At 75.0% G+C, this 21586-nt stretch carries 19 protein-coding genes and 2 pseudogenes; 10 read left to right on the top strand and 11 right to left on the bottom strand.

Translation table 11 applies throughout. From position 1 onward, the window contains the following. From EDJALFJO_RS15330 to EDJALFJO_RS15375, 10 genes and pseudogenes are all read right to left on the bottom strand, one after another. Nucleotides 1-958, bottom strand: a pseudogene (locus EDJALFJO_RS15330) (hypothetical protein); the annotation flags it as partial. Nucleotides 959-1179: 221 nt separating this feature from the next. Further along, the gene (locus tag EDJALFJO_RS15335) at nt 1180-3621 is read right to left on the bottom strand and encodes a SpoIIE family protein phosphatase (protein WP_158220449.1); all 2442 of its coding nucleotides are present in this window, start codon (nt 3619-3621) and stop codon (nt 1180-1182) included. Between the two features lie 200 nt (nt 3622-3821). Beyond that, entirely contained in the window at nt 3822-4808 is a 987-nt protein-coding gene (locus tag EDJALFJO_RS15340) for an electron transfer flavoprotein subunit alpha/FixB family protein (RefSeq protein ID WP_088286738.1), read from the bottom strand. Continuing rightward, complete coding sequence (locus EDJALFJO_RS15345) at nt 4805-5587, bottom strand: electron transfer flavoprotein subunit beta/FixA family protein (RefSeq protein WP_088286741.1); 783 nt, start codon at nt 5585-5587, stop codon at nt 4805-4807. The genes EDJALFJO_RS15340 and EDJALFJO_RS15345 overlap by 4 nt, the downstream gene beginning before the upstream one ends. 4 nt (nt 5588-5591) lie before the next feature. Next, on the bottom strand, nt 5592-8108 hold the full coding sequence (locus tag EDJALFJO_RS15350; RefSeq protein ID WP_088286744.1) for an FAD-dependent oxidoreductase: 2517 nt from the start codon (nt 8106-8108) through the stop codon (nt 5592-5594). A gap of 290 nt (nt 8109-8398) precedes the next feature. Beyond that, nucleotides 8399-8767, bottom strand: a complete 369-nt coding sequence (locus EDJALFJO_RS15355; protein WP_088286746.1) for a hypothetical protein — start codon at nt 8765-8767, stop codon at nt 8399-8401. Between the two features lie 356 nt (nt 8768-9123). Beyond that, nucleotides 9124-10710 carry a methyl-accepting chemotaxis protein gene (locus EDJALFJO_RS15360; RefSeq protein ID WP_088286748.1) on the bottom strand — a complete coding sequence of 529 codons (1587 nt, stop codon included), beginning with the start codon at nt 10708-10710 and terminating at the stop codon, nt 9124-9126. Nucleotides 10711-10908: 198 nt separating this feature from the next. After that, nucleotides 10909-11484 (bottom strand): ATP-binding protein, encoded by a 576-nt coding sequence (locus EDJALFJO_RS34370; RefSeq protein ID WP_158220450.1) that lies wholly within the window; start codon nt 11482-11484, stop codon nt 10909-10911. A gap of 128 nt (nt 11485-11612) precedes the next feature. Beyond that, the gene (locus tag EDJALFJO_RS15370; protein ID WP_088286752.1) at nt 11613-12290 is read right to left on the bottom strand and encodes a response regulator; all 678 of its coding nucleotides are present in this window, start codon (nt 12288-12290) and stop codon (nt 11613-11615) included. Then, nucleotides 12287-14893: an ATP-binding protein gene (locus tag EDJALFJO_RS15375; RefSeq protein WP_088286753.1), complete on the bottom strand. Its 2607-nt coding sequence runs from the start codon at nt 14891-14893 to the stop codon at nt 12287-12289. Before EDJALFJO_RS15375 ends, EDJALFJO_RS15370 begins: the two co-directional genes overlap by 4 nt. A gap of 132 nt (nt 14894-15025) precedes the next feature. On the opposite strand from EDJALFJO_RS15375, the gene EDJALFJO_RS15380 reads away from it, so the two are divergent. The 5 genes and pseudogenes from EDJALFJO_RS15380 (at nt 15026) to EDJALFJO_RS15395 (ending at nt 18993) form a co-directional block, all read left to right on the top strand. Beyond that, a complete protein-coding gene (locus tag EDJALFJO_RS15380; RefSeq protein WP_088286755.1) occupies nt 15026-16960 on the top strand; it encodes an APC family permease in 1935 nt (644 codons plus the stop codon). An 85-nt stretch (nt 16961-17045) separates the two neighbouring features. Continuing rightward, entirely contained in the window at nt 17046-17411 is a 366-nt protein-coding gene (locus tag EDJALFJO_RS15385; protein WP_088286757.1) for a PadR family transcriptional regulator, read from the top strand. Then, a pseudogene (locus EDJALFJO_RS35640) lies at nt 17408-17647 on the top strand (ABC transporter); the annotation flags it as partial. The gene EDJALFJO_RS15385 and the pseudogene EDJALFJO_RS35640, both read left to right, overlap by 4 nt. A 93-nt stretch (nt 17648-17740) precedes the next feature. After that, a complete protein-coding gene (locus EDJALFJO_RS36450) occupies nt 17741-18268 on the top strand; it encodes an ATP-binding cassette domain-containing protein (protein WP_369812542.1) in 528 nt (175 codons plus the stop codon). Next, on the top strand, nt 18265-18993 hold the full coding sequence (locus EDJALFJO_RS15395) for a hypothetical protein (protein ID WP_198950336.1): 729 nt from the start codon (nt 18265-18267) through the stop codon (nt 18991-18993). The genes EDJALFJO_RS36450 and EDJALFJO_RS15395 overlap by 4 nt, the downstream gene beginning before the upstream one ends. Here the strand turns inward: EDJALFJO_RS15395 and EDJALFJO_RS15400 are convergent. Then, nucleotides 18965-19663, bottom strand: coding sequence for a VCBS repeat-containing protein (locus EDJALFJO_RS15400; RefSeq protein ID WP_158220451.1), 699 nt, complete (start codon nt 19661-19663; stop codon nt 18965-18967). The genes EDJALFJO_RS15395 and EDJALFJO_RS15400 overlap by 29 nt on opposite strands. Between EDJALFJO_RS15400 and EDJALFJO_RS34375 the strand changes: the two genes are divergently transcribed. The 5 genes from EDJALFJO_RS34375 (at nt 19643) to EDJALFJO_RS15425 (ending at nt 21552) form a co-directional block, all read left to right on the top strand. Next, nucleotides 19643-19909 (top strand): hypothetical protein, encoded by a 267-nt coding sequence (locus EDJALFJO_RS34375; protein WP_088286764.1) that lies wholly within the window; start codon nt 19643-19645, stop codon nt 19907-19909. The two genes, EDJALFJO_RS15400 and EDJALFJO_RS34375, sit on opposite strands and share 21 nt — an antisense overlap. Nucleotides 19910-20068: 159 nt before the next feature. Further along, nucleotides 20069-20368: a hypothetical protein gene (locus EDJALFJO_RS15410; RefSeq protein WP_088286766.1), complete on the top strand. Its 300-nt coding sequence runs from the start codon at nt 20069-20071 to the stop codon at nt 20366-20368. A 114-nt stretch (nt 20369-20482) separates the two neighbouring features. After that, nucleotides 20483-20716: a hypothetical protein gene (locus EDJALFJO_RS15415; RefSeq protein WP_088286768.1), complete on the top strand. Its 234-nt coding sequence runs from the start codon at nt 20483-20485 to the stop codon at nt 20714-20716. Between the two features lie 18 nt (nt 20717-20734). Next, on the top strand, nt 20735-20860 hold the full coding sequence (locus tag EDJALFJO_RS35995) for a hypothetical protein (protein WP_255392565.1): 126 nt from the start codon (nt 20735-20737) through the stop codon (nt 20858-20860). Between the two features lie 377 nt (nt 20861-21237). Continuing rightward, entirely contained in the window at nt 21238-21552 is a 315-nt protein-coding gene (locus EDJALFJO_RS15425; protein WP_088286770.1) for a putative quinol monooxygenase, read from the top strand. Nucleotides 21553-21586: the final 34 nt, after the last annotated feature.

Raw genomic sequence — 21586 nt, forward strand, 5'->3', positions numbered from 1 at the left:
CGCCCGGGCACGCCCCCTCGGCCGGCGCCGGCGGCCGCGCGGTGCAGGGCCGCTCGAGCGCGGCGCCGACCTCGCTGAGCCCCTGCGCCGGCCGCGTCGCGAGGCCGCTCGCCCGGGACGGGTCGAGCCGGTCCAGCCACGCGCCGAGCAGGGGCAGGCCGGTGCGGTCGGCGTGCCGCCGTGCGGCCTCCAGGTAGCCGGCCGCGACGGCGGGGCGGTCCTCGGACGCCGCGACGACCGCGAGGTGCGCCGTCGCCGCCGCGGCCCGGGCGTCGGACCCCAGCTCGCCGGCGGTCTCGCGGGCCAGCGTCAGGTACCCCCGGGCCCGCACCGGGTCGCGCTGGTCGAGCATGGCCGTGCGGCCGGCGACGAGGGCCAGGTCCGCGCGCACGCCGAGGAGCCGGGTGCGGTCCTGCGCCGAGCGGGGCCGGGTGAGGTCGTGCCGGTTCTCGGCGAGGAGCCGCCCCAGCCCGCCGGGTACCGGCAGGAGCCGGCAACCGTCGGGTCCGGCGATGCAGAGCCGGTCGGCGGCGGCCGCGGCGCACGCGCCGGTGCAGTCCTCGACCGCGGCACCGGCAGGTCGTCGTCGGGCGGCCGGACGGCGGGTCCCGGCGGGCGTCGCGGAGCCCGCGCCGGCGCGCGCCGCGGACGGTGCCTTGACCGCCCGCCCGGACGCCGCCCGCGCCCCCGCGGCAGGCGCCGTACCGGCCGTCGTCGGACCCGTCGCGGCGGGCACCCCGTCCCCGGCCTGCCCGGGGAACGCCGCGAGCAGCGCCCCGCCGGCCTCGAGCGCGGTGTCGCAGCGCGTCGCGAGCTCGAGCGAGCCGGGCTTCTCGCCCCGCTCCACCTGGCCCAGGTAGGTGAAGTCGTACGCCACGAGGGTCTGCAGCCCGCGCAACGAGACCCCCTGTGCCGTGCGTGCCGCGCGCAGCGCCACGCCCCAGTCCGCCTCGCCCACCAGTTGCCTCCCCATCGGGTGCCGCACCACAGTCGGTCCCCGGACGACGATCGCGCGCGACGGCCGACCGTCGCGGCCCCGTTCCCGTCCTGCGGAACGCCGGGCCTCAACGGTGGAGCCGGGTGCCGCCGGCAGCCGGGACCAAGGTCCGTGGACCCGGACGACCCGCCGGCCGCCGGTGGGCCTACGCCCGCCCGTAGGCCCACCGGTGGTCGGCGGGGCTACCGGACAGCGCCCGCGGGGTGTGCGTCCGCGCGGTCCGGGCGGGCGAGCCGGAACCACACGTCCTTGCCCGAGTCCGCCCGCGGCGCCCAGCCCCACGCGTCGGCGAGCGCCTCGACGAGGAGCAGCCCGCGTCCCGACTCGGCGAGGTCGAGGAGGTCGTCGACGTCCTCGCTCGGTCCGCCCTGGGCCGGGACGCGCTGCCCCGCAACGGGTTCGACGGGTGACGCGTCGCCGATCCGGACGACGAGACCGTCCGTGCCGACGTGCAGCGTGAGGTCGATCGGCCCGTGCCCGTGGCGGACGGCGTTCGCCACGAGCTCGCTGACGAGCAGCGTGGCCGTCTCGAGGCAGTCCTCGTAGCCCCAGCGGGCCAGAGCGCCCGCGACGTGCCGGCGGGCCGCCGCCGCGGACTGCGGCCGGGCGCTGAGCCGTACGTGCACCGAGTCCGGCCCGTCGTCGTCCGGGCCGGTGCCTGCCGCGCGGGGCGCGCTCACCCGCACCGCGAGCACCGCGATGTCGTCGTCGTGCGCGCCGTCCCGGCCCATGACCCGCAGCGCAGCGGCGCATGCGGCGTCGGCGGTCGCCGGGCGGCTGCCGCTCAGCCCGCCCGCGAGCCGCTCGAGGCCGTCCACGACGGCGACGTCGCGGTCCTCGACGAGCCCGTCGGTGAAGAGCAGGAGGCAGTCCCCGGCGCCGAGCCGGACCGTCGTGTCGGAGTACGCGGCCGGGTGCCCGACGCCGAGCGGCGGTCCCGGGACGACCTCCACGACGGCGACGTCCTCCGCCGGCGAGCCGCCCGGACCACCGGTCGGGCGCACGAGCAGGGGCGGCGGGTGCCCGGCGCTCGCGACGACGGTCATCCCGGCCGCCGGGTCGTGGACTGCGTAGAGGCACGTCGCGAAGCGGTCCTCGTCGAGGGCCGCCATGAAGCCCGCGAGGCGGCCGAGCACCTCACGGGGCGGGTACCCCTCGGTGGCGTAGGCGCGCAGCGCCGCCCGGAGCTGGCCCATGAGCGCGGCGGCGGTGGCGCCGCGGCCCATGACGTCGCCGACGCAGAGCCCGAGCCGGCCGTCGGGCAGGGGGACGACGTCGTACCAGTCCCCGCCGACGAGCGTCCCGGAGCCGCCTGCGAGGTATCGCCCGGCGACCTGCAGCCCGGGGAGGACCGGCAGCGCGCGAGGCAGCAGTGCCCGCTGCAGGTCGGCCGCGAGGTCGCGCTGGCGCTCGTAGGCGTCGGCGTTGGCCAGGGCGAGGGCGGCACGGCGGCCGAGCTCGGTGAGGAACCGGGCCTCGCCGTCGCTGAAGGCGGTGCCGGTGAGCCGGTTGAGCGAGAGCACGCCGAGGAACGTCCCGCCGGCGACGAGCGGCACGTGCACGCTCGACCGGGTCCCGAGGGCGCGGACGGCGTACGTCGCGTCCGGGCGGCCGGCGAGGACCGACTCGGTGAACGCGGCGTCGATGTTGCGGTGCACCTGGGTGCGGCCGCTCGCCCAGGCCGTCCCCGGCCCGGGCCGCCCGCGCCGGACGTCGAGCCCGGCCAGGAGCGTGTCGAGCCGGTCCTGCGCCGCCGGGTCGCCGTGCCGGGCGGCAGCGGGCCGCAGGGCGTCCGCGGGCTCCGCGACGGGGGTCAGCACGAAGGCGAGGTCGGCGACGTCCGGCACGACGAGCCCGAGCAGCACGTCGAGCACGTCCTGGCGGCGCAGCGACCCCGACAGCGTGATCCCGGCCTCGGCGAGCGTCGCGGCCCGCCGGCGCTCGGCGGCCTCGGCGGCGAAGAGCCGGGCGTTGTCGACGGCGAGGGCGGCCCGGGCGGCGAGGATCTCGACGACGCCGAGCTCGCGGCGGCCGAACGGGCGCCCGGACAGGCCGGTCATGCTCACGGTCAGGGCGCCGATGACGCGGCCGCGGGCGACGAGCGGCACGACCGCCCCGGCACGGTTGTCGAGGGTGGCGAAGAGGGCGGCGAGCTCGGGGTCCCCGGCGGCCCGGGCGGCCTCGAGCTCCTGGGTGAGCCGTTCGAGGAGGAGCGAGGCGCCCGAGGCGATGGCGCGCGGGACGACGGAGGCCCCCGGCCGGCGCGCGTCGAGCTCGCTCATCCGCCAGAGCAGGTGCTGCTGGTCCGGGTCGCGGTGCGCGACGGCGGTCCGCACCCGGCGACGCTCGATCTCGCCGAGGACGTCGGGGGTGTCGCCGCCGTCCTGCTCGGCCGGGACCGGGCCCGGGTGGTCCCCGGGCGGGGCGACGAGCGGGCCGTCCCCGTCGACGAGGTCGAGGGCGCACCAGTCGGCGAGCGCGGGGACGACGGCCGCGACGACCCGGCGCAGCGCCTCGTCGATGTCGAGGCTCGTCGACAGGTCCTCGCCGACCCGTTCGAGCACGGCGAGCGCCACGAGCGCGTGGGCGCCGTCGTCGGGTGCGGGGGGCGGCTCTGCGGGCATGACTCTCCATCGCCGGCCCCCGAGGCTGGACGTGCCACCGCCTCGCGGCAATGACGCTCCGAGCATGGATGACCACGACAGGTGACAGCAAGGACATCCCCGGAGAATCGCCCGAAGGGCCCACCTCGTGCCGACGCCCCCGGACCGTCGTGCGTCCGGGGGCGTCGGTACGGGGTGTCGACCGGGTGCCGGCCGGGCAGTCAGCCCTTGCGCTTGCGGATCTCCGCGTTGACCGCAGGGACGATCTCGTGCAGGTCACCGATGACGGCGTAGTGCGCCTTGGTCACCATCGGCGCCTCGTCGTCGGTGTTGATCGCGATGATCGTCTTCGCCGACGACATGCCCGCCCAGTGCTGGATCGCACCGCTGATGCCGCACGCGAGGTAGAGGTCCGGCGAGACCCGGCTGCCGGTCTGGCCGACCTGCTCGTGGTGCGGGCGCCAGCCGAGGCTCGTGACGACCCGGGAGACGCCGAGCGCACCGCCGAGCAGCTCGGTGAGCTCGAGGAGGTCGCCGAACTGCTCGGCGCCGCCGACCCCGCGGCCCGCGCCGACGACGACGCGGGACGTCGTGAGCGCCCCGCTCTCGTTGACGACGGGCTCGGACCGGACGACGCGCGCCACCAGGTCGGCGTCGGTGAGAGCGGGTGCGAACACCGACACGGACGGCGAGGACGGCGCCGCGGCCGGCGCCGGGTCGACGGCGTGCCCGGCCATCGTCACGAGGGCGGGTGCGCCCGCCGCGCCGGACAGGTGCACCTCCTCGAGCGCCGCGCCGCCCATGACCTGCCGCCGGACGACGAGGGTCCCGGCCGTGCCGGCGTCGGCCGTCACGGCGTTCGCGGCCATCGACAGGTCGAGGCGGGCCGCGACGTGCGCGAGCACCTCGTTGCCGCGCGGGCTGGCCGCGGCGAGCAGCGTGGTCGCGCCGGTGGTCTTGGCCGCGTCGATCGCGGCCGCGGCCCAGGCCGCCGCCGAGTACGCCGCGAGGCGCTCGTCGTCGGCATGGTGCACGGCCGAGACGCCGTGCGCCGCAAGGCCTTCGAGCGTCGCCGCCGGGTGCGGCCCGACGACGAGCGCCTGGACGTCGCCGTCACCGGACGCCGCGATCCCGCGGGCGAAGGTGAGGGCCTCCGCGGACAGCAGCTCGACGCCGTCCGCCTGGGTCTCCACGAGGACGAGGATCATCGCCCGACCACCCCGATCTGCTCGAGCACGTCGACGAGGGCCGGCGCGGCGTCCGCGCCCTCGCCGAGGATCTGCACCTGGCTCGGCTGCTCCGGCGGCAGGTGCAGCCGCACCCGTCCGGAGCCGGCCGGCTCGAACCCCGGCGTGACGTTCTCCACCGGTGCCTTCTTCGCCTTGATCCGGCCCGGCAGCGACGGGTAGCGCGGCGTGATGCCGCCCTCCTTGACCGTCAGGACGGCGGGCAGCGGGACGTCGAAGTGCTCGACGCCGTCCGGCCCGTCGCCGAGGGCGGCCACCCGGCCGCCCTCGGCCGACTCGATGACCTGGAAGGACCGGACGCCGGTGACGACCGGCCAGCCGAGCCGGTACGCCAGCCGGATCCCGACCTGGAAGTCGCCGGTGTCGGCGGCGTCGTTGCCGAGGAGCACGAGGTCGACGGCGTCGTCCGAGCCGGCGCGTGCCCCGACGACGTCCGCGACGGCCCGGGCGACGTCCGCCGGGCCGAACGCGTCGCTGTCGGCGACGACGTGCACGGCGCTCCTCACGCCCATCGCGAGGGCGTCGCGGAGCTGCTCGAGGGCGTCCTCCGGCCCGACGGTGAGCACGGCGGCGGTGCCGCCGTGCGTCTCGACGAGCTGGACGGCCGCCTCGACGGCGCACTCCTCGTGCGGGCTCGTCGTGTAGCCGACGTGCCGGGTGTCGACGCCCATGGCGTCGTCGGTGAGCGTCACGGCCGACGAGGCGGCCGGGACGCGCTTGATGCAGACGAGGGTGTTCATGCGCTCAGCCCCTGATCCGTGCGTTCTCGGGGTCGAACAGCGGCGTCGCGTCGGTGGCCGCGACGGTCACCGGGTACTGCTCGCCGAGGTACTCGACCTTGTACGAAGCGCCGACCACCGCGTGCGACGGCGGCAGGAACGCCATGAGGACGTGCTTGCCGAGGCTCGGTGCCGAGCCCGCCGACGTCACGTACGTGGGGCGGCCGTGCGCGTCCCGGATGAGGCTGCCGTCGGCGGCGAGGACCGGCTCGCCGCCGAGCATGTAGCGCTTCACGCCCGTGGACGACGTGTGGTCGTCGACCGTCAGCGAGCAGAGCACGGTGACCGGCTCGGCGTCCCGTTGCGCGAGGTAGGCCGCCTTGCCGACGAACTCCGCGTCCTTGACCTTGGGCCGCTGCATGCCGACCTCGATGATGTTCCGCTCGGTGTCGAGCTCCGTGCCGTAGGCCCGGTAGCCCTTCTCCAGGCGGCCCGTCGTCCCGTAGACGCCGATGCCGACGGGCACCGCGCCGTGCGGGGCGCCGGCCTCCAGCAGCAGCGACCACAGCCGGGCGCCGGTCTCGAAGGGCACGTAGAGCTCCCAGCCGAGCTCGCCGACGTACGAGATCCGGGAGGCGAGCACGAGCAGCGAGCGCACCTCGATCGTCCTGCAGTCACCGAACTTGAACGCGGCGTTCGACAGGTCGTCCCGGGTCAGCGACTGGAGGATGTCGCGGGCCTTCGGGCCCCAGATCCCGATCGTCGTGAACGCCGAGGTCTGGTCGACGACGTACGCGCCGCCGTCCGCCGGCATGTGGTCCTCGAACCACTTGCGGTCGGCGTTGCCGTGCGCGCCGCCGGTGACGACGCGGAACTGGTTGCGGCCCAGGCGCATCACCGTCAGGTCGGCCTTGAAGCCGCCGTTCGGCGTGAGCACCGGGGTGTAGACGACGCGGCCGTCGGCGACGTCGACGTTGAGGACGACGACGCTCTGCACCGCCTCGCACGCCTTCGGCCCGACGACGTCGAACATGCTGAAGGCCGTGAGATCGATGATCCCGGCGGCGTCGCGCATCGCGAGGTGCTCGGCGTTGATGATCGGCGACCACCAGCGCGCGTCCCACTCGGCCTCGCGCGGCATCACGGCGTCGCCGTACTTCTCGACGAGCGGCGCGTTGCTCTCGTACCACCACGGCCGCTCCCAGCCGGCGGTCTCGTGGAAGACCGCACCGAGCGCCTTCTCCTGCTCGTGCATCGGCGACAGCCGCACGTCGCGGTTGCTCGACCACTGCTCGCCCGGGTGCACGATGCCGTACGTCTTGTTGAACGCCTCGGAGGTGCGCGCCTTGACGTGCTCACGCGTGCGCTGGTGCGGGTAGAAGCGGGCGATGTCGCTGTGGTGGAGGTCGATCTCGCTCTCGCCCTCGACGATCCACTCGGCGACGGCGCGCGCGGTGCCCGGGCCCTCCTTGACCCAGACGGCCGCGGCCGACCACAGGCCCTTCACCTCGGGGGTCTCACCGAGGATCGGGAAACCGTCGGGGGTCAGCGAGAGCAGACCGTTGATGGCGTAACGGATCCCGGCGCTCTCGTCGCCGAGCAGCTCCGGCATGAGCTCGAGCGCCTGCTCGAGCTGCGGGTCGAAGTCGTCGCTCGTGAAGGGCAGCTCGGTGGGGGAGAGCGCGGACTGCTCGATGGACGGGATGTCCTCGGGGTCCCAGAGGATCGGTCGGTGCGCGTAGGAGCCGACCTCCATGTCGCCGCCGTGCTGGCGCTCGTAGCAGAAGGTGTCCATGTCCCGGATGATCGGGAAGTTGATCTCGCCCGGCAGGCCCTGGAAGGCGGCGATCGGGCCGACCGAGATCATCTGGTGGACGGCGGGCGTCAGCGGGATGTGCGCGCCGGCCATCCGGGCGATCTTCGGGCTCCACACGCCGCAGGCGATGACGAGCACCTCGCACTCGATGTCGCCCTGCGACGTCCGGACGCCCTTGACCCGGCCGTCCACGACGTCGACCCCGAGCACCTCGGTGTTCGGGACGCTGACGAGCGCGCCCGTCTCGACGGCCTTCTCGCGCATGAGGGTGCCGAACCGGACCGACTCGACGACCCCGACGGACGGCGTCCAGAAGCCGCCGACGATCACCTCGGGGTCGAGGAACGGGACCTTCTCCTGAACCTCCTTCGGCGTGACGATCTCCGACTCGATGCCCCACGCCTTGGAGCTCGTGATGCGGCGGGCGAGCTCCTGCATGCGGACCTCGGAGCGGGCCACCTCGTAGCCGCCGGACTGCGTGAAGCAGCCGTACTCGGTGTACTGCTTCACCGAGTCGCGGGTGATGTCGGTCATCTCCCGGGAGTGGTCGACCGAGAAGATGAAGTTGCTCGCGTGACCGGTGGAGCCGCCGGGGTTCGGCAGCGGGCCCTTGTCGATCTGCACGATGTCGCGCCAGCCCAGGCGGGCCAGGTGGTAGGCCAGGCTGTTGCCGACGATTCCGGCGCCGACGACGACCGCTCGGGCGCGGGCGGGCAGGGCACTCATGTCAGGTCCTTCCGCGGTGGGTCCCGCTGTTCTCGGCGCCGGGGCGGCGCTGCTGGCATCACGTGCTGGGTGTTGCGCAATAAGAAACGGCAAGCGCCATACGGAACGACTACCAAGGATGCCAAGTCCACGGCGTGCGTCAAGCCTGAGTCCGGTCACAGTGTGCGGACGGGGCAAAACAGGGGCGTCCTCCCATGGGGGCGTCCCGCCGACACCGAGGTTCGGCGGGGCGCCCCCATGGGAGGACGCCGGCGGGCCGGGGCCCGCGGTGGTGCTGCGTGGTGCGCGGGTCAGTCCCGGGGGCCCCGCGGCGCGGGGGTCCGTACGGCGACCGAGGGGTCGGACGAGGCTCGCCGCACCTGGGACAGCGCGAGGGTGTCGGCCGCGGCGGGCTTGCGGTCCCGGCCGGCCCGCTCGACCGTGTCGACGAGCCCGGCGAGGGTCGTGAGCACCTGGTGCGGGGACACGTCCGGCGGCAGGGTGACCCGGGTCTCGAGCCCGGGGCCCTCGACGACGAGGCGGGTCGTCGCGGTCGGCGGGCGCCGGAAGACGCACAGGCAGATCGCCTGCGCCAGGGTGGGGAGCTGGTCCTTGAGGTCCCTCGTCGACGAGACGCCGGTGACGACGTCGAGCCCGTCGATGCTCACCGTCAGGGTCACGCTGTCGCTCGGGACGGCAGGGACCAGGTCCTCCTCGCGAAGCGCTGCGAGAACGTCGGATGGAACGTGGAGCTCAACTGAGGTCACGACACGACTCCGTCGTCATGGGGCCAATTGCCAGCGAAATGGGCTGACCGGAAGATAACGACGGACACTACAAGTAGTTGGCAGGCATTTACCGTCAGTAACACGACAAGATCCCCCGAACACCTGAGTCGAGGTGTGCAATCCGACACGCCGCACTGTCGGCGACGAGTCTTCTGAGTCTTCCGAGGCTCATGAGGCAGGTGTGACCTCCGGGGTTGTCGTGGCGACAGAGCGTGATCTGCTCCGTCGCCACGACCGGTGGTCCGATCTCAGAACTTCCTGAACTTCGACTCGTCGAACGGCAGTGCGTCGGCACGGCCTGCCGCGGCCGCCGCGTTCGCCGCCGGTGGGCTCGACAGCACTCGTCGCCGGGTCTGCGCCGGCACCGCGGCGCCGCGCCCGTCGCCCACGACGAACTGGGCCGTGATCTGCTGGAGCTGGCCGCTCTGGTCGGACATCTCCTCCGACGTCGCCGCGAGCTCCTCGGACGCCGAGGCGTTCGACTGCGTCGTCGAGTTGAGCTGGTTCATGGAGCTGTTGACCTGCGCTGCGGCCGTGGCCTGCTCGGCCGAGGCGGCCGCGATCTCCTGGACGAGGTCCGACGTGCGCCGGATGCTCGGCACGATGTCGTCCAGGAGGGTGCCCGCCCGCTCCGCCGTCCGGACGCTCTCGCCGGCGAGCTGGCCGATCTCCTGTGCGGCGACCTGGGAGCGCTCGGCGAGCTTGCCCACCTCGGTCGCGACGACCGCGAAGCCCTTGCCGTGCTCGCCGGCCCGGGCGGCCTCGATCGTCGCGTTGAGGGCGAGCATGTTCGTCTGGAACGCGATCTCGTCGACGATGGCGATCTTGTCGGCGATCTCCTTCATGGCCTGGACCGTGAGCCGGACCGCGCGGCCGCCCTCCTCGGCGTCGGTCGCGGCCTTCGTGGCGATCGCCTCGGTGGCCTTGGCGTTCTCCGAGTTCTGGGTGATGCTCCCCGCCATCTCCTCCATGCTCGCGCTCGTCTCCTCGACGGTGGCGGCCTGCTCGGTCGTCGACTGCGAGAGGGACTGCGACGCCTGGCTGATCGTCCGGGCGGCGACCGCGAGCTGGTCGGCGGTCTCGACCGCGACCGTCAGGGGTGTCGCGATCGTGTCGAGCGTCGCGTTGACCCCCTCGACGATCTGCCGGAACCCGCCCTGATGCCGGTTCGCGTCGGCACGGACGTCGAGCTTGCCCGCGACGGCGGCGTCCGACAGTCGCGTCGCGTCGGCGACGAGTGCCTGCAGGTTGCCGCGGACCTTCTCGACGGTGTCGTTGATGAAGGCCTTCTTGCCGGGCAGCTGCTCGAGCGGGGCGTCGAAGTCGCCCTCGCCGAAGGCCTTGACGACGGCCATCGCCTTCTTCTTGACCGCGATGTGGGCGCCGACCATCTCGTTGACGCCGCGGGCCATGACGGCGAACTCGCCGGGGAACTGCTCCACGGGGATGACGACGTCGATGTCGCCCCTCTCGTGCTCCGCCGACATCCGGTTCATCGCGGACATCAGGTCCGACAGCAGCGTCTGCACGTCCCGCAGCGCCGTGAGCGCGCGACCCGCCTCGTCGGTGCGCGCGGTCGGCGGGACGGCGGACAGGTCGCCGCCCGCCAGCCCGGTGGCCCCGGCGGCCAAGGCGTGCAGCGCGCCCGTCACCGGCCGCGCGAGCAGGAACCAGACGAGCAGCGCGACCACCGCGAACGCGGCGAGGCCGGTGACGCAGACCCGCACCGGCGCGTCCGACGTCAGGGCGGACTCCACGGTGACCACCGCCATGACGGCGAAGGTCGCGGCCAGCGTGAGCACGGCACGTGCGGTCGTCGAGATCCCTGCGAGCATGTGGTCCTCCTGGCGCGGGCGGTCGGGTGTCGGCCCTCGACATGCCGGACCCGGCGGCACGCCGGGGCCGTGGAGGCCGCCGAATGCTCTCTCGGCCGGCCGGTGCGGCCCATGAAGCGCGCCGCAGGTGATTCATTCCGACGGCCGGACGATCACCCGGACGCAGTCGCGCCGTCCGCCGACCGGGTGACGGCCGCCCTAACGGGAGTCCTGGACCCGGTCGTCCGACCGCGGCGCGAACCACTCGTCCCGCAGCTCGACGGCCGTGGCCGGTGCCTCGTCCCACCGCCCCGGCATGGCCACGGCGGTCCCGCCGGACGCCAGGTCGACCCCGGTCCCGCCGTCCGGCCCGCTGCACACGCACGCGGCGGCGTACGCCCAGCCAGGGGCGAGCGCCCAGCGGGCCCAGATGCCGGCCCGGCCGCCGTCGTAGGACGCGCCCCAGGCGTCGGCCACGGCCGCGACGATCTGCAGCCCGCGACCGCCGGAGCGTTCCCACTCGTCCGGCCCGGCCGCCGTCGCGGCCCGCATCGCGCGGCGCGGCGGCCCGGTGCCGGCGTCGCTGACGAGGATCTCGAGGGTCCCCGAGTCCACGGTGATCCGGCACGCGGCGTCGCCCGGGGAGTGCACGAGCGCGTTCGTCACGAGCTCGTTGAGCACGAGCAGTGCCCTGTCCAGCTCGCCGTCGAGCTCCCACCGACGGAGCACCTCGGCGGCCCACCGCCGGGTCAGGCGCGGCGACTGCGGATCGGCGACGAGGTCGCGTTGCGCCACGCGGCACACGGCCGCATCACATCCTCTCGGGCCGGCCTGTCGGTCGTTCGGTCGTGCCGGACCAATGCACCGCGGAACGGTCCCTCGCGCATCTCGGGCGGTCCCCCGGGTGGCCGGCCGTGACCGGGTCAGGGGACGAAGCGGTACCCGAGCCCCGGGTCGGTCACGAGGTGGCGCGGGTTCGACGGGTCGTCCTCGAGCCGGTCGCGCAGCTGCTTCATGTACTGGCGCAGGTAGTGCGTCTGCTTCTCGTAGGTCGGCCCCCAGACCTCCCGGAGCAGCGTCCGCTGGCCGACGAGGCGGCCGGGGCTGCGCACGAGCATCTCCAGGAGCCCCCACTGGGTCGGCGTGAGGTGCACGGTGGTCCCGTCGTCCGCACGGGCGGTCCGGTCCTCGACGTCGACGGTGAAACGGCCGAGCCGCACCGGCTCGGCCGGCCGGCTGGGGGCGTGCCGCCGGGCGACGGCCCGCAGCCGCGCGAGCAGCTCCTCGACGTCGAACGGCTTCGTCACGTAGTCGTCGGCCCCGGCGTCGAGCGCCGCGACCTTCTGCCGGGCGTCGAGGCGGCCGGACAGCACGAGGATCGGCACCGGCGACCAGCCGCGCAGCGAGCGGACGACGTCCACGCCGTCGATGTCCGGGAGCCCGAGGTCGAGGACGACGACGTCCGGGTGCTCGGCGGGGACGGCGGCCAGCCCGCCCCGGCCGTCCGCGGCCGAGACGACCTCGTAGCCGCGGGCCCGCAGCAGGATCGCGAGCGTGCGGCGCAGGGCCGGCTCGTCGTCGACGACGAGCACCTTCGTCATGCGGGGCTCCCGGTGGTCGTGGCGGCGTCTGCTGCGTCCGCGGCGTCCGCGGCGTCCGCTGCGCCGTCCGCGTCCGGCAGCGGGTCCCGGACGGCGGGCAGGCTGACGGTCATCGTCAGCCCGCCGCCCGGGGTGTGCTCCGGGGTCAGGCTGCCGCCGAACGCCTCCACGAGCCCCCGGGACAGGGCCAGCCCGAGGCCGACGCCGGTGCCCGCCTCGGTGTCGCCGAGCCGCTGGAACGGCAGGAAGATCCGGTCCCACTCGGTGCTCGGCACCCCTGGTCCGGAGTCGACGACGCGGATCTGCACCTCGCCGCCGTGCTCGCTCGCCCGGACGACGGGCGGCGCTCCCGGCGGGCTGTGCCGCAGGGCGTTGGCGAGGAGGTTCACGAGGACCCGCTCGAGGAGCGCGGGGTCGACCCGGACGGCCGGGACCCCGTCGGCCACCCGGACGGCGACGCCCCGGCCGGCCGGGGCGAGGTCGTCGAGCACCTGCGGCAGCACGTCCGCGAGGTCGACGACCTCGAGGGTCATGGCGAGCGCGCCGGCCTGGAGCCGGCTCATGTCGAGGAGGTTCTCGACGAGCCGGCCGAGCCGGGCGAGCGAGGAGCCGGCGTCGTCGAGCAGCGTCGTCCGGTCGTCGTCGTCGAGCATGCCGCCGTGGGTGCGCAGGGTCTCGACGGCGGTCGTCGCCGTCGCGAGCGGGGTGCGCAGGTCGTGGCTCACCGCGTCGAGCAGGGCGGTCCGCAGCCGGTCGATCTCGGCGAGCGGCCCGGCCTGCGCCGCCCGCGCCGCGAGCCGTTCCTGGGTCAGCGCGACGGCGGCCTGCGCCGCGAACGCCTCGACGAGCCGGCGGTCCGCGGCGTCGAGCGACCGCCCGGTGAGCGCGAGGGAGAGGTCGGAGTCCGGGCCGGCGACGGTCACCTCGACGTCGCCGTCCGCGGGCCGCGCCGCCGGCCGGTCGCCGACGGCCGTGACGACCTGCCAGGCGTCGGGGTCGGCGGTGCCGCGACCGACCCGCTCGAGGAGCGTCACACCGGTGAGCCCGAACGTCTCCCGGAGCTGGTCGAGCAGGGCCGGCAGCGGACGGCTGCCGCGCAGCACGCTGCCCGCGAGGGTGGACAGGGTCTCGGCCTCGGCCCGGGCCCGGGCGGCCTCGGTGGTCCGCCGGGCGGCGAGGTCGACGACGGTCGCGACGGCGAGCGCCACGACGAGGAAGACCGACAGGGCGAGCACGTTCTCCCGCTCCGCGATGGTGAAGAGCCCGACCGGCGGGGTGAAGAAGTAGTTGAGCAGGGCGAAGGCGCCCAGGGCCGCGAGCACGGCGGGCCGCCGTCCGCCGACGAGCGCGACGGCGACGACGGCCGCCAGCATGACGAGGATGTCGCTCGGCAGCGACAGTGTGCCGCCGAGGGCGAGCAGCCCGGCCGTCAGCAACGGCAGCCCGAGCACGGTGAGCGCGTAGCCGGTGGCCCGGCGCCGGCCGGAGAGGGCACTGCGCCGAACCGGGTCCGGCCGTGCCCCGGACGTCGCCTCGTGCGTCACGAGGTGGACGTCGATGGTGCCCGAACGGGCGGTCGTCGTCGCGACCGTCCCGGGCGAGAGCAGGTGCGCGAGGCGGCCGCGGCGGCTGGCCCCGAGGACGAGCTGCGTCGCGTTCACCCCGCGGGCGAAGTCGAGCAGGGCCGTCGGGACGTCCCCGCCGACGACCTGGTGGTACGTCCCCCCGACGGCCTCGACGAGCAGCCGCTGCCGGGCGAGGTGCGCCGGGTCGGCCCCGGCGAGCCCGTCGTTGCGGGCGACGTGGACGGCGAGCAGGTCCGAGCCCTTGCTGCGGTCGGCGATCCGGGCCGCGCGGCGCACCAGCGTCTCGCCCTCCGGACCGCCGGTGAGGGCGACGACGACCCGCTCCCGGGCCTCCCAGGTGGTATCGATGGAGTGCGCGGCGCGGTACCGGTCGAGCTCGTCGTCGACCTTGTCGGCGACCCACAGCAGCGCGAGCTCGCGCAGCGCCGCGAGGTTCCCCACCCGGAAGTAGGTGCCGAGCGCGGCGTCGACCCGGTCCGCCGGGTACACGTTGCCGTGCGCCATCCGGCGCCGCAGCGCCTCGGGCGTGGAGTCGACGAGCTCGATCTGCTCGGCGGCCCGGACGACGGCGTCCGGGACCGTCTCGCGCTGGGCGGCACCGGTGATCTGCCGGACGACGTCGTTGAGCGACTCCAGGTGCTGCACGTTGAGCGTCGTGATGACGGTGATCCCGGCGTCGAGGAGCATCTCGACGTCCTGCCACCGCTTGGCGTTCCGTGAGCCGGGCACGTTCGTGTGCGCGAGCTCGTCGACGAGCGCGACCTGCGGGCGGCGGGCGAGGACGGCGTCGACGTCCATCTCGGTGAACGTCACCCCGCGGTGCACGAGGGTGCGCCGCGGGACGAGGTCGAGCCCGTCGACGAGCGCCGCGGTCTGCGCCCGCCCGTGGGTCTCGACGAGGGCGACGACGACGTCGGTGCCGCGCTCCGCGCGCCGGTGCCCTTCCTCCAGCATCCGGTACGTCTTGCCGACGCCCGGTGCGGCGCCGAGGTAGACGCGCAGCTCTCCGCTGGTCATGGCAGCAGTCTCCACCTCCGCGCTCCCGCCGCCTCCGAGATCCCGCCGCGTCCGGGATTTCTACGCGATCCCTACGCGGGACGTCGCCCCGGTCACAGCGCCACAGCCCCTGTCCTGCCTACCGTCGGGATCATGTCCACGACGACGGGCGTGCGCGAGTGGTTCCTCGACGGCATGCCCAAGCGGTCCGGCGAGCCCGCGGGGGGTTCGCCGGCCGGCGCACCCGACGAGCACCGCCGGCCCTGGTGGCAGGTCATGTGCCTCACCGGCGTGGACTACTTCTCGACGCTGGGCTACCAGCCGGGCATCGCCGCCCTCGCCGCCGGGGCCGTCGCGCCGATCGCGACCCTCGTGCTCGTCGCCCTCACCCTGCTCGGCGCGCTGCCGGTCTACCGCCGGGTCGCGACCGAGAGCCCGCACGGCGAGGGCTCGATCGCGATGCTCGAGCGGATCCTGCCGTGGTGGCGCGGCAAGGTCTTCGTCCTGGTGCTCCTCGGGTTCGCGGCGACCGACTTCGTCATCACGATCACCCTCTCGGCCGCGGACGCCACGGCGCACATCCTCGAGAACCCGCTGGTGCCGCACGTGGACCGGGGCCTCGCCGTCCCGGTGACGCTCGTCCTCGTGGCCGCGCTCGGCGTGGTCTTCCTGCGCGGCTTCCGGGAGGCGATCGGGATCGCCGTCGTCCTCGTCGTGGTCTACCTGTCGCTCAACGCCGTCGTCATCGGCGTGGGCCTGTGGCACGTCGTGGAGAACCCGGAGGTGTTCGGCGCGTGGACCCGGCTGCTCGCCGTCCAGCACCCCGACCCGTTCGCGGTCGTCGTCGTCGCGCTCATCGTCTTCCCGAAGCTGGCCCTGGGCCTGTCCGGGTTCGAGACCGGGGTGGCCGTCATGCCACAGGTCCGCGGGCTGCCGACGGACACCGAGAAGGACCCGGTCGGCCGGGTCGCCGGCACCCACCGGCTGCTGACGACGGCCGCCGTGCTCATGAGCTTCTACCTGGTGCTGTCCTGCCTCGTGACGACGCTGCTCGTCCCGGCGGAGCAGTTCGCGGACGGCGGCGCCGCGAACGGTCGCGCGCTCGCCTTCCTCGCGCACGAGTTCCTCGGCCCGGTGTTCGGCACCGTCTACGACGTGAGCACCATCGCGATCCTCTGGTTCGCCGGGGCGTCCGCGATGGCCGGGCTGCTCAACCTCGTGCCGCGCTACCTGCCGCGCTACGGGATGGCCCCGCGCTGGGCCCGGGCGGTCCGGCCGCTCGTGGTGGTCTTCACCGGGGTCGCGTTCTTCATCACGTGGGTCTTCGACGCGGACGTCGACGCGCAGGGCGGCGCCTACGCGACCGGTGTGCTCGTCCTCATGACCTCCGCGTCGGTCGCCGTGACGCTGTCGGCGCGCCGCCGGCGCCGCAAGCTCGCGACCGTGTGCTTCGGCACCGTCTCGGCGGTCTTCGCCTACACGACGGTGACGAACGTCGTCGAGCGCCCCGACGGCCTGAAGATCGGCGGCCTGTTCATCCTCGCGATCGTCGTCGTGTCGCTGCTGTCCCGGGCCGGCCGGGTCTTCCAGCTGCGCGGCGCGGGGATCACCTTCGACGCGAACGCGACGGCGTTCATCGAGGGCGCCGCGAAGTGCGGCACCCTGCGGTTCGTCGCCCACGACCCGACGGAGCGGACGGCCCAGGTGTACCGCGACTCGACCGTGCGGGTCCGCGCCGACAACGACATCCCGCGCTGGGCACCGCTCGTGTTCGTCGAGGTCACCGTCGTCGACGCCTCGGACTTCGAGACGTCGCTGGAGGTCCGCGGCGAGGAGCGGTTCGGGCACCGCATCCTCACGGTCCGCAGCTCGGTGGTCGCGAACACGCTCGCCGAGGTGGCGCTCGCCGTCCGGGACCGCACCGGTCTTGTCCCGCACGTCTACTTCCGCTGGACCGAGGGCAGCCCGTTCACCAACCTCCTTCGGTTCCTCTTCGTCGGCGCCGGCGAGATCGCCCCGGTCACCCGCGAGGTGCTCCGCGAGGCGGAGCCCGACCCGGCCCGGCGGCCGCGCGTGCACGTGGGCTGAGCATGCCGGTGGGGAGCACCGACCAGGCAGGGTGCTAGTCAGTCTGTCTTGCTACCGACCTTCTAGATAGGTAGCCTGCCTAGCCATGTCGGACGTCGCGAAGGGCTTCCCCGGCCCGCTGCTCCACGGCTTCCTCGACCTGTGCCTGCTCGGGCTGCTCGTCGCGGAGCGGGACTACGGGTACGGGCTCGGCCAACGGCTCGGCGCCGCGGGGTTCGGCGAGGTCCCCGGCGGCACCCTCTACCCGGCGCTGCTGCGGCTCGAGCGGGGCGGGCTCGTCGAGGTCGCGTGGGAGGCCTCCGACACCGGCCCCCGGCGCAAGTACTACGCCGTGACCCCGGCCGGGCGCGAGGCCTTCCAGGAGCAGGCCGACCGATGGGCCGCGTTCAGCCGGAGCGTCGACACCGTTGTGGCACAGGCGGTCCCGGCCGCACCGGAGCGGTCCCGGTGAGCGCCGCGGTGCACTGGGAGAGCGACCTCGCCCGGGCGCTCGTCGCGCTCGGCGTCGAGCCCGCGCAGGCCGCGCGGCTCGCGCGGGACAGCGTGGCCGAGGCCCGGGACGCCGCGACGGCACCCCCGGACCTCTACGGCCCGGCGACCGTCTACGCCCGCACCCTGGCCGGGGCGCTGCGCGGGCCCGGCCAGGACGCCGCGTCGGCGGCGGCGTCGGCGGCGTCGAGGACGACGNCGCCGGGCCGTAGAGGCCCGGTCGCGCTGCGGCTGCGCGGTGTCGGCAAGCGGTACCGGCGCCGCGTCGTCCTCGACGGGGTCGACCTCGAGCTGCGGGCCGGCGAGGTCGCGGCCGTCGTCGGCGCCAACGGCTCCGGGAAGTCCACGCTGCTGCGGATCTGCGCCGGCCTGACCCGGGCGTCGTCCGGCCGGGTCGAGCGCGTCGGCGACGTCGGCTACGTCCCCCAGGAGGGCGGCGTCGTCGGCCAGCTGACCCCCGCCGAGCACTTCGAGCTGCTCGGGGCCGCCGCCGGGATCGGCGCCGGCCGGGCCCGGTCCACGGGCGAGCACCTCGCGACCCGGCTGTCGTGGCGCCCGGACCCCGGCCTCGTCGCGGAACGGCTCTCGGGCGGTACCCGGCAGAAGCTCAACCTCGTGCTCGGAGAGCTGCACGCGCCGGGCCTGCTGCTCCTCGACGAGCCCTACCAGGGGTTCGACCAGGGGTCCTACGTCGACTTCTGGGAGCAGGTCTACGTCTGGCGGGACGCCGGGAAGGCGGTGCTCGTCGTGACCCACCTGCTCCACGAGCTCGACCGGGTCGACCACGTCCTCGACCTCGGCGCCGGGGACCCGCGGTGAGCCGGCCGCTGCAGGCGCTCGGCGTCGTGGCCCGGCTCACGGTCCGCGAGGTGCTGCGCCGCCGGACGGTCGTGGCGCTCGTCGTCCTGCTCCCGCTGGCCTTCTACACGGCGCGGCGCGACCTCCAGGGGCAGTCGATCCGGATGCTCGCGCTGGGCCTGGGCTGGGCGGTGTCGACCCTCGCGCTCTTCACCGCCTCGGCGGCGCGGTCGTTCGACCTGAGGCTGCGGCTCACCGGCATCGCCCGGCCGGTGCCGGGTCTCGGCCGGCAGGTCGCGATGACCGGGTGCGGGCTCGTCCTCGCGGCGGGGTACGCCGTCCTCGTCGCCCTGGACCAGGACGTGCGGCGGCCGTGGGCGGTGGTCCTGCTGCTCGTGACGACGGTCCTCGTCGCGGCGCCGCTCGGCGCCGTCGTCGCGACCGTGCTGCCCCGCGAGCTGGAGGGCGCGCTCGCGCTGCTCATCGTGCTGGCGACGCAGATGCTCGCCGACCCGGCGGGGAACCTGGCGAAGGTGCTGCCGTTCTGGTCGACGCGGGAGATCGGCACGTACGCGATCGACGGCACCGACGGCGGCTACCTCGCCCGCGGGCTCACCCACTTCGCCGTGACCTGGCTGCTGCTCACGGGCCTGGCCGTGGCCGCGGCGGGCGTCCGGTTGCGGCTCGTGCGGCTGCCCGCACCGGCCGCGGACGACGTCACGCGAGCGGGCGCAGGTCCGCGGTGAAGCCGGTGCCGAACACCTGGCGCGACCGCAGCCCAGTACCGGTGCCCGGGTAGCGCAGCAGCCGCCCGGTCGCGCGGTCGACGGCCAGCAGGTCGTTCCAGCCGTCCCGGTCGACGTCGCCGGCCCCGACGAGGTCCCGCACCGCGTCCCAGCCCGAGGCACCGATCCGGACCCGCGGCCAGAACCCCGCGGTGGTCCCGGACCCCTTGCCGCGGTAGAGGAAGAGCTCGCCCGTGGCGTTCTTGCGGGCCACCAGGTCCGGGTGCCCGTCCCGGTCGAGGTCGCCGACACCGGCCAGCTCGCCCATCGACGCCCAGGCCAGGCCGACGAGCCGCCGCGCCCCGAGGGACGTCCCCCGGCCGGGCACGAGGTAGAGCCGCCCGGTGGCCTTCTCGACCGCCACGAGGTCGCCGTACCCGTCGCCGTCGAGGTCGCCGACGCCGGTGATCTCGCGCATCCCGGCCCAGCGCGGCCCGCCGATCCGCACCGGTGCGCGCAGCCGGGTCCCGGTGCCCCGGAAGAGCAGGAGGCGGCCCGTCGTCCGCGAACGGGCGACGACGTCCTCGTACCCGTCGCGGTCCAGGTCCCCGACCCGGGTCGTCGCGTCGTAGCCGCCCCAGCCGGTCGCCAGCGTGCGTCGGACGGCGGCGTGCAGGCCGTCGCCGCGCACGAGCAGGAGCCTGCCGGTGGACCGCTGCACGACGAGGACGTCGGCCTGCCGTCACGGTCGACGTCCCCCGTGGAGGTCGGCGGTGCGAGCCGGTCGCGCACGTACAGCTCGCCCTCGATCGGCTCGTCGTCCCACGGGTCCCAGACCTTCTTCCACAGGCCCTCCGGGCTGAGGTTGGTCGAGGACGACGACTGGACCAGCGCCGTCCGGCCGTCGGCACTGATCGAGCGGGACGTGCCGCCGTAGTTCGCGAGCTGCCCCGTCGAGGACGCGGAGAGGAGGTCGAGGGCGCCGGTCCGCCGGTCCTGGACGAACGCGTGGAAGTACCGGGCGGCGGGCTGCGACCCGGCCGGCCGCAGCGTCGAGTAGATCGCGTCGAGCACGACGAACCGGCCGTCCGCGCTCATGGCCGTCGCCGAGCACTGCTGGGTGGGGTCGACGCGGTGGCACACCTCGTCGGCGACCCCGGTGCGGCGGTCGACCACGGCGCCGCCGACGAGCACCAGCCGCCCGTCGGTGCTCAGCGCGACCGGTGGTCCGACGGCCTGCCCGGAGGCACCGCCGCTGGCCTCGACCCGCTGCGTGCGGGCCGCCGCGAGGTCGCGGACGTACACGCCGTTGGTGCTCGGACCCGCGGGGTCGAGGTCCGTCCGGGCCGACGCGAAGGCGAGCACCGACCCGTCGGGGCTGAGCGCCGCGTGGTAGGCGCCGTCGGCCAGCTGCGCGCCGTCGTCGGCCACGTCCGCGCGCACCGTCGTCCCCGCGGCGAGGTCCCGGACGAAGAGGTCGTAGCTGCCGTTCGAGTCGCCCGGCACGAGCGTGCCCGCGAGCGAGCGGAAGGCGACCCGGTGGCCGTCGGCGCTCACGGTGGCGTCGCCCGACTCCGCGTCCGCCTGCGCCCCGGCGCCCGACACGCTCACCCGGGTGGTCGTCCCCGCGACGACGTCGCGCAGGAACACGTCCCACGTGCCGTTCGTGTCACCCGGGACGAGGTCGGACGCCTCGGACTCGAAGGCGACGTACCGGCCGTCCGCGCTGATCGAGGGCCAGTAGGCGTGCCCGCGGGACGGCGTGCCCCGTGAGGTGCGGTTCACCACGATCGTCCGGCCGCTGCGGCGGTCGAGCCGCAGGACGTCGAGCGTCCCGCTCGTGTCGCCCGGCGCGAGCACGGGGGACGCCGTCATGAACGCGACGTAGCGGCCGTCACCGCTGATCGCCCCGCCGAGGCAGTCGGAGGTCGTGTGCACCCCGGTCGCGGACACGCACACCGGGACGGTCGACCCGACCGGGCCCGTCCAGGGCGCTGCGGCGGCGTCCGTCGCGGGCAGGGAACCGACGGCGGCCGCCGCGGCCGCGACGAGGAGGACGAAGGGGGCCCGGGTACGCCGGGAAGGACGGGACATGGTCGAGCAGCTCCCCGTGCGACGAGCCGATCGAGCCCCCCGGCTCTCGACACCAGGCATATCACCGCTGCGAGCGCCTCCCCGGGACCTTGCGCCCCCGAGCGGCTATCGTCGCGACCGCCCCGCCCCGATCCCCCGGAGCGACCCGCACCCGTGCCGCTGAGGAGCCCCATGTCCGTCGTCGTCGTCGCCACGATCACCCCGCAGCCAGGCCAGCACGAGGCGGTCAGGGCCGCCCTGCTCGAGGCGATCCCCGCGGTCCACGCCGAGGACGGCTGCGAGCTCTACGCGCTGCACGAGAAGGACGACCGGCTCGTCATGATCGAGCAGTGGTCCAGCGCCGAGGCGCTCGCCGTCCACTCCAAGGGCGCCGCGCTCGCCGAGCTCGGCCCCAGGCTCGCGGGCAAGGTGACCGCCGCCCCGGAGGTCGTCGTCCTCACCGCCGTCCCGGCGGGTGACCCGGCCAAGGGCGTCGTCGTCTCCTGAGGCGCGCGCCGCCGGACCCCATGAGGCAGCATGG

This window comes from Kineosporia sp. A_224 (assembly GCF_002198655.1).
Lineage (GTDB): Bacteria > Actinomycetota > Actinomycetes > Actinomycetales > Kineosporiaceae > R-H-3.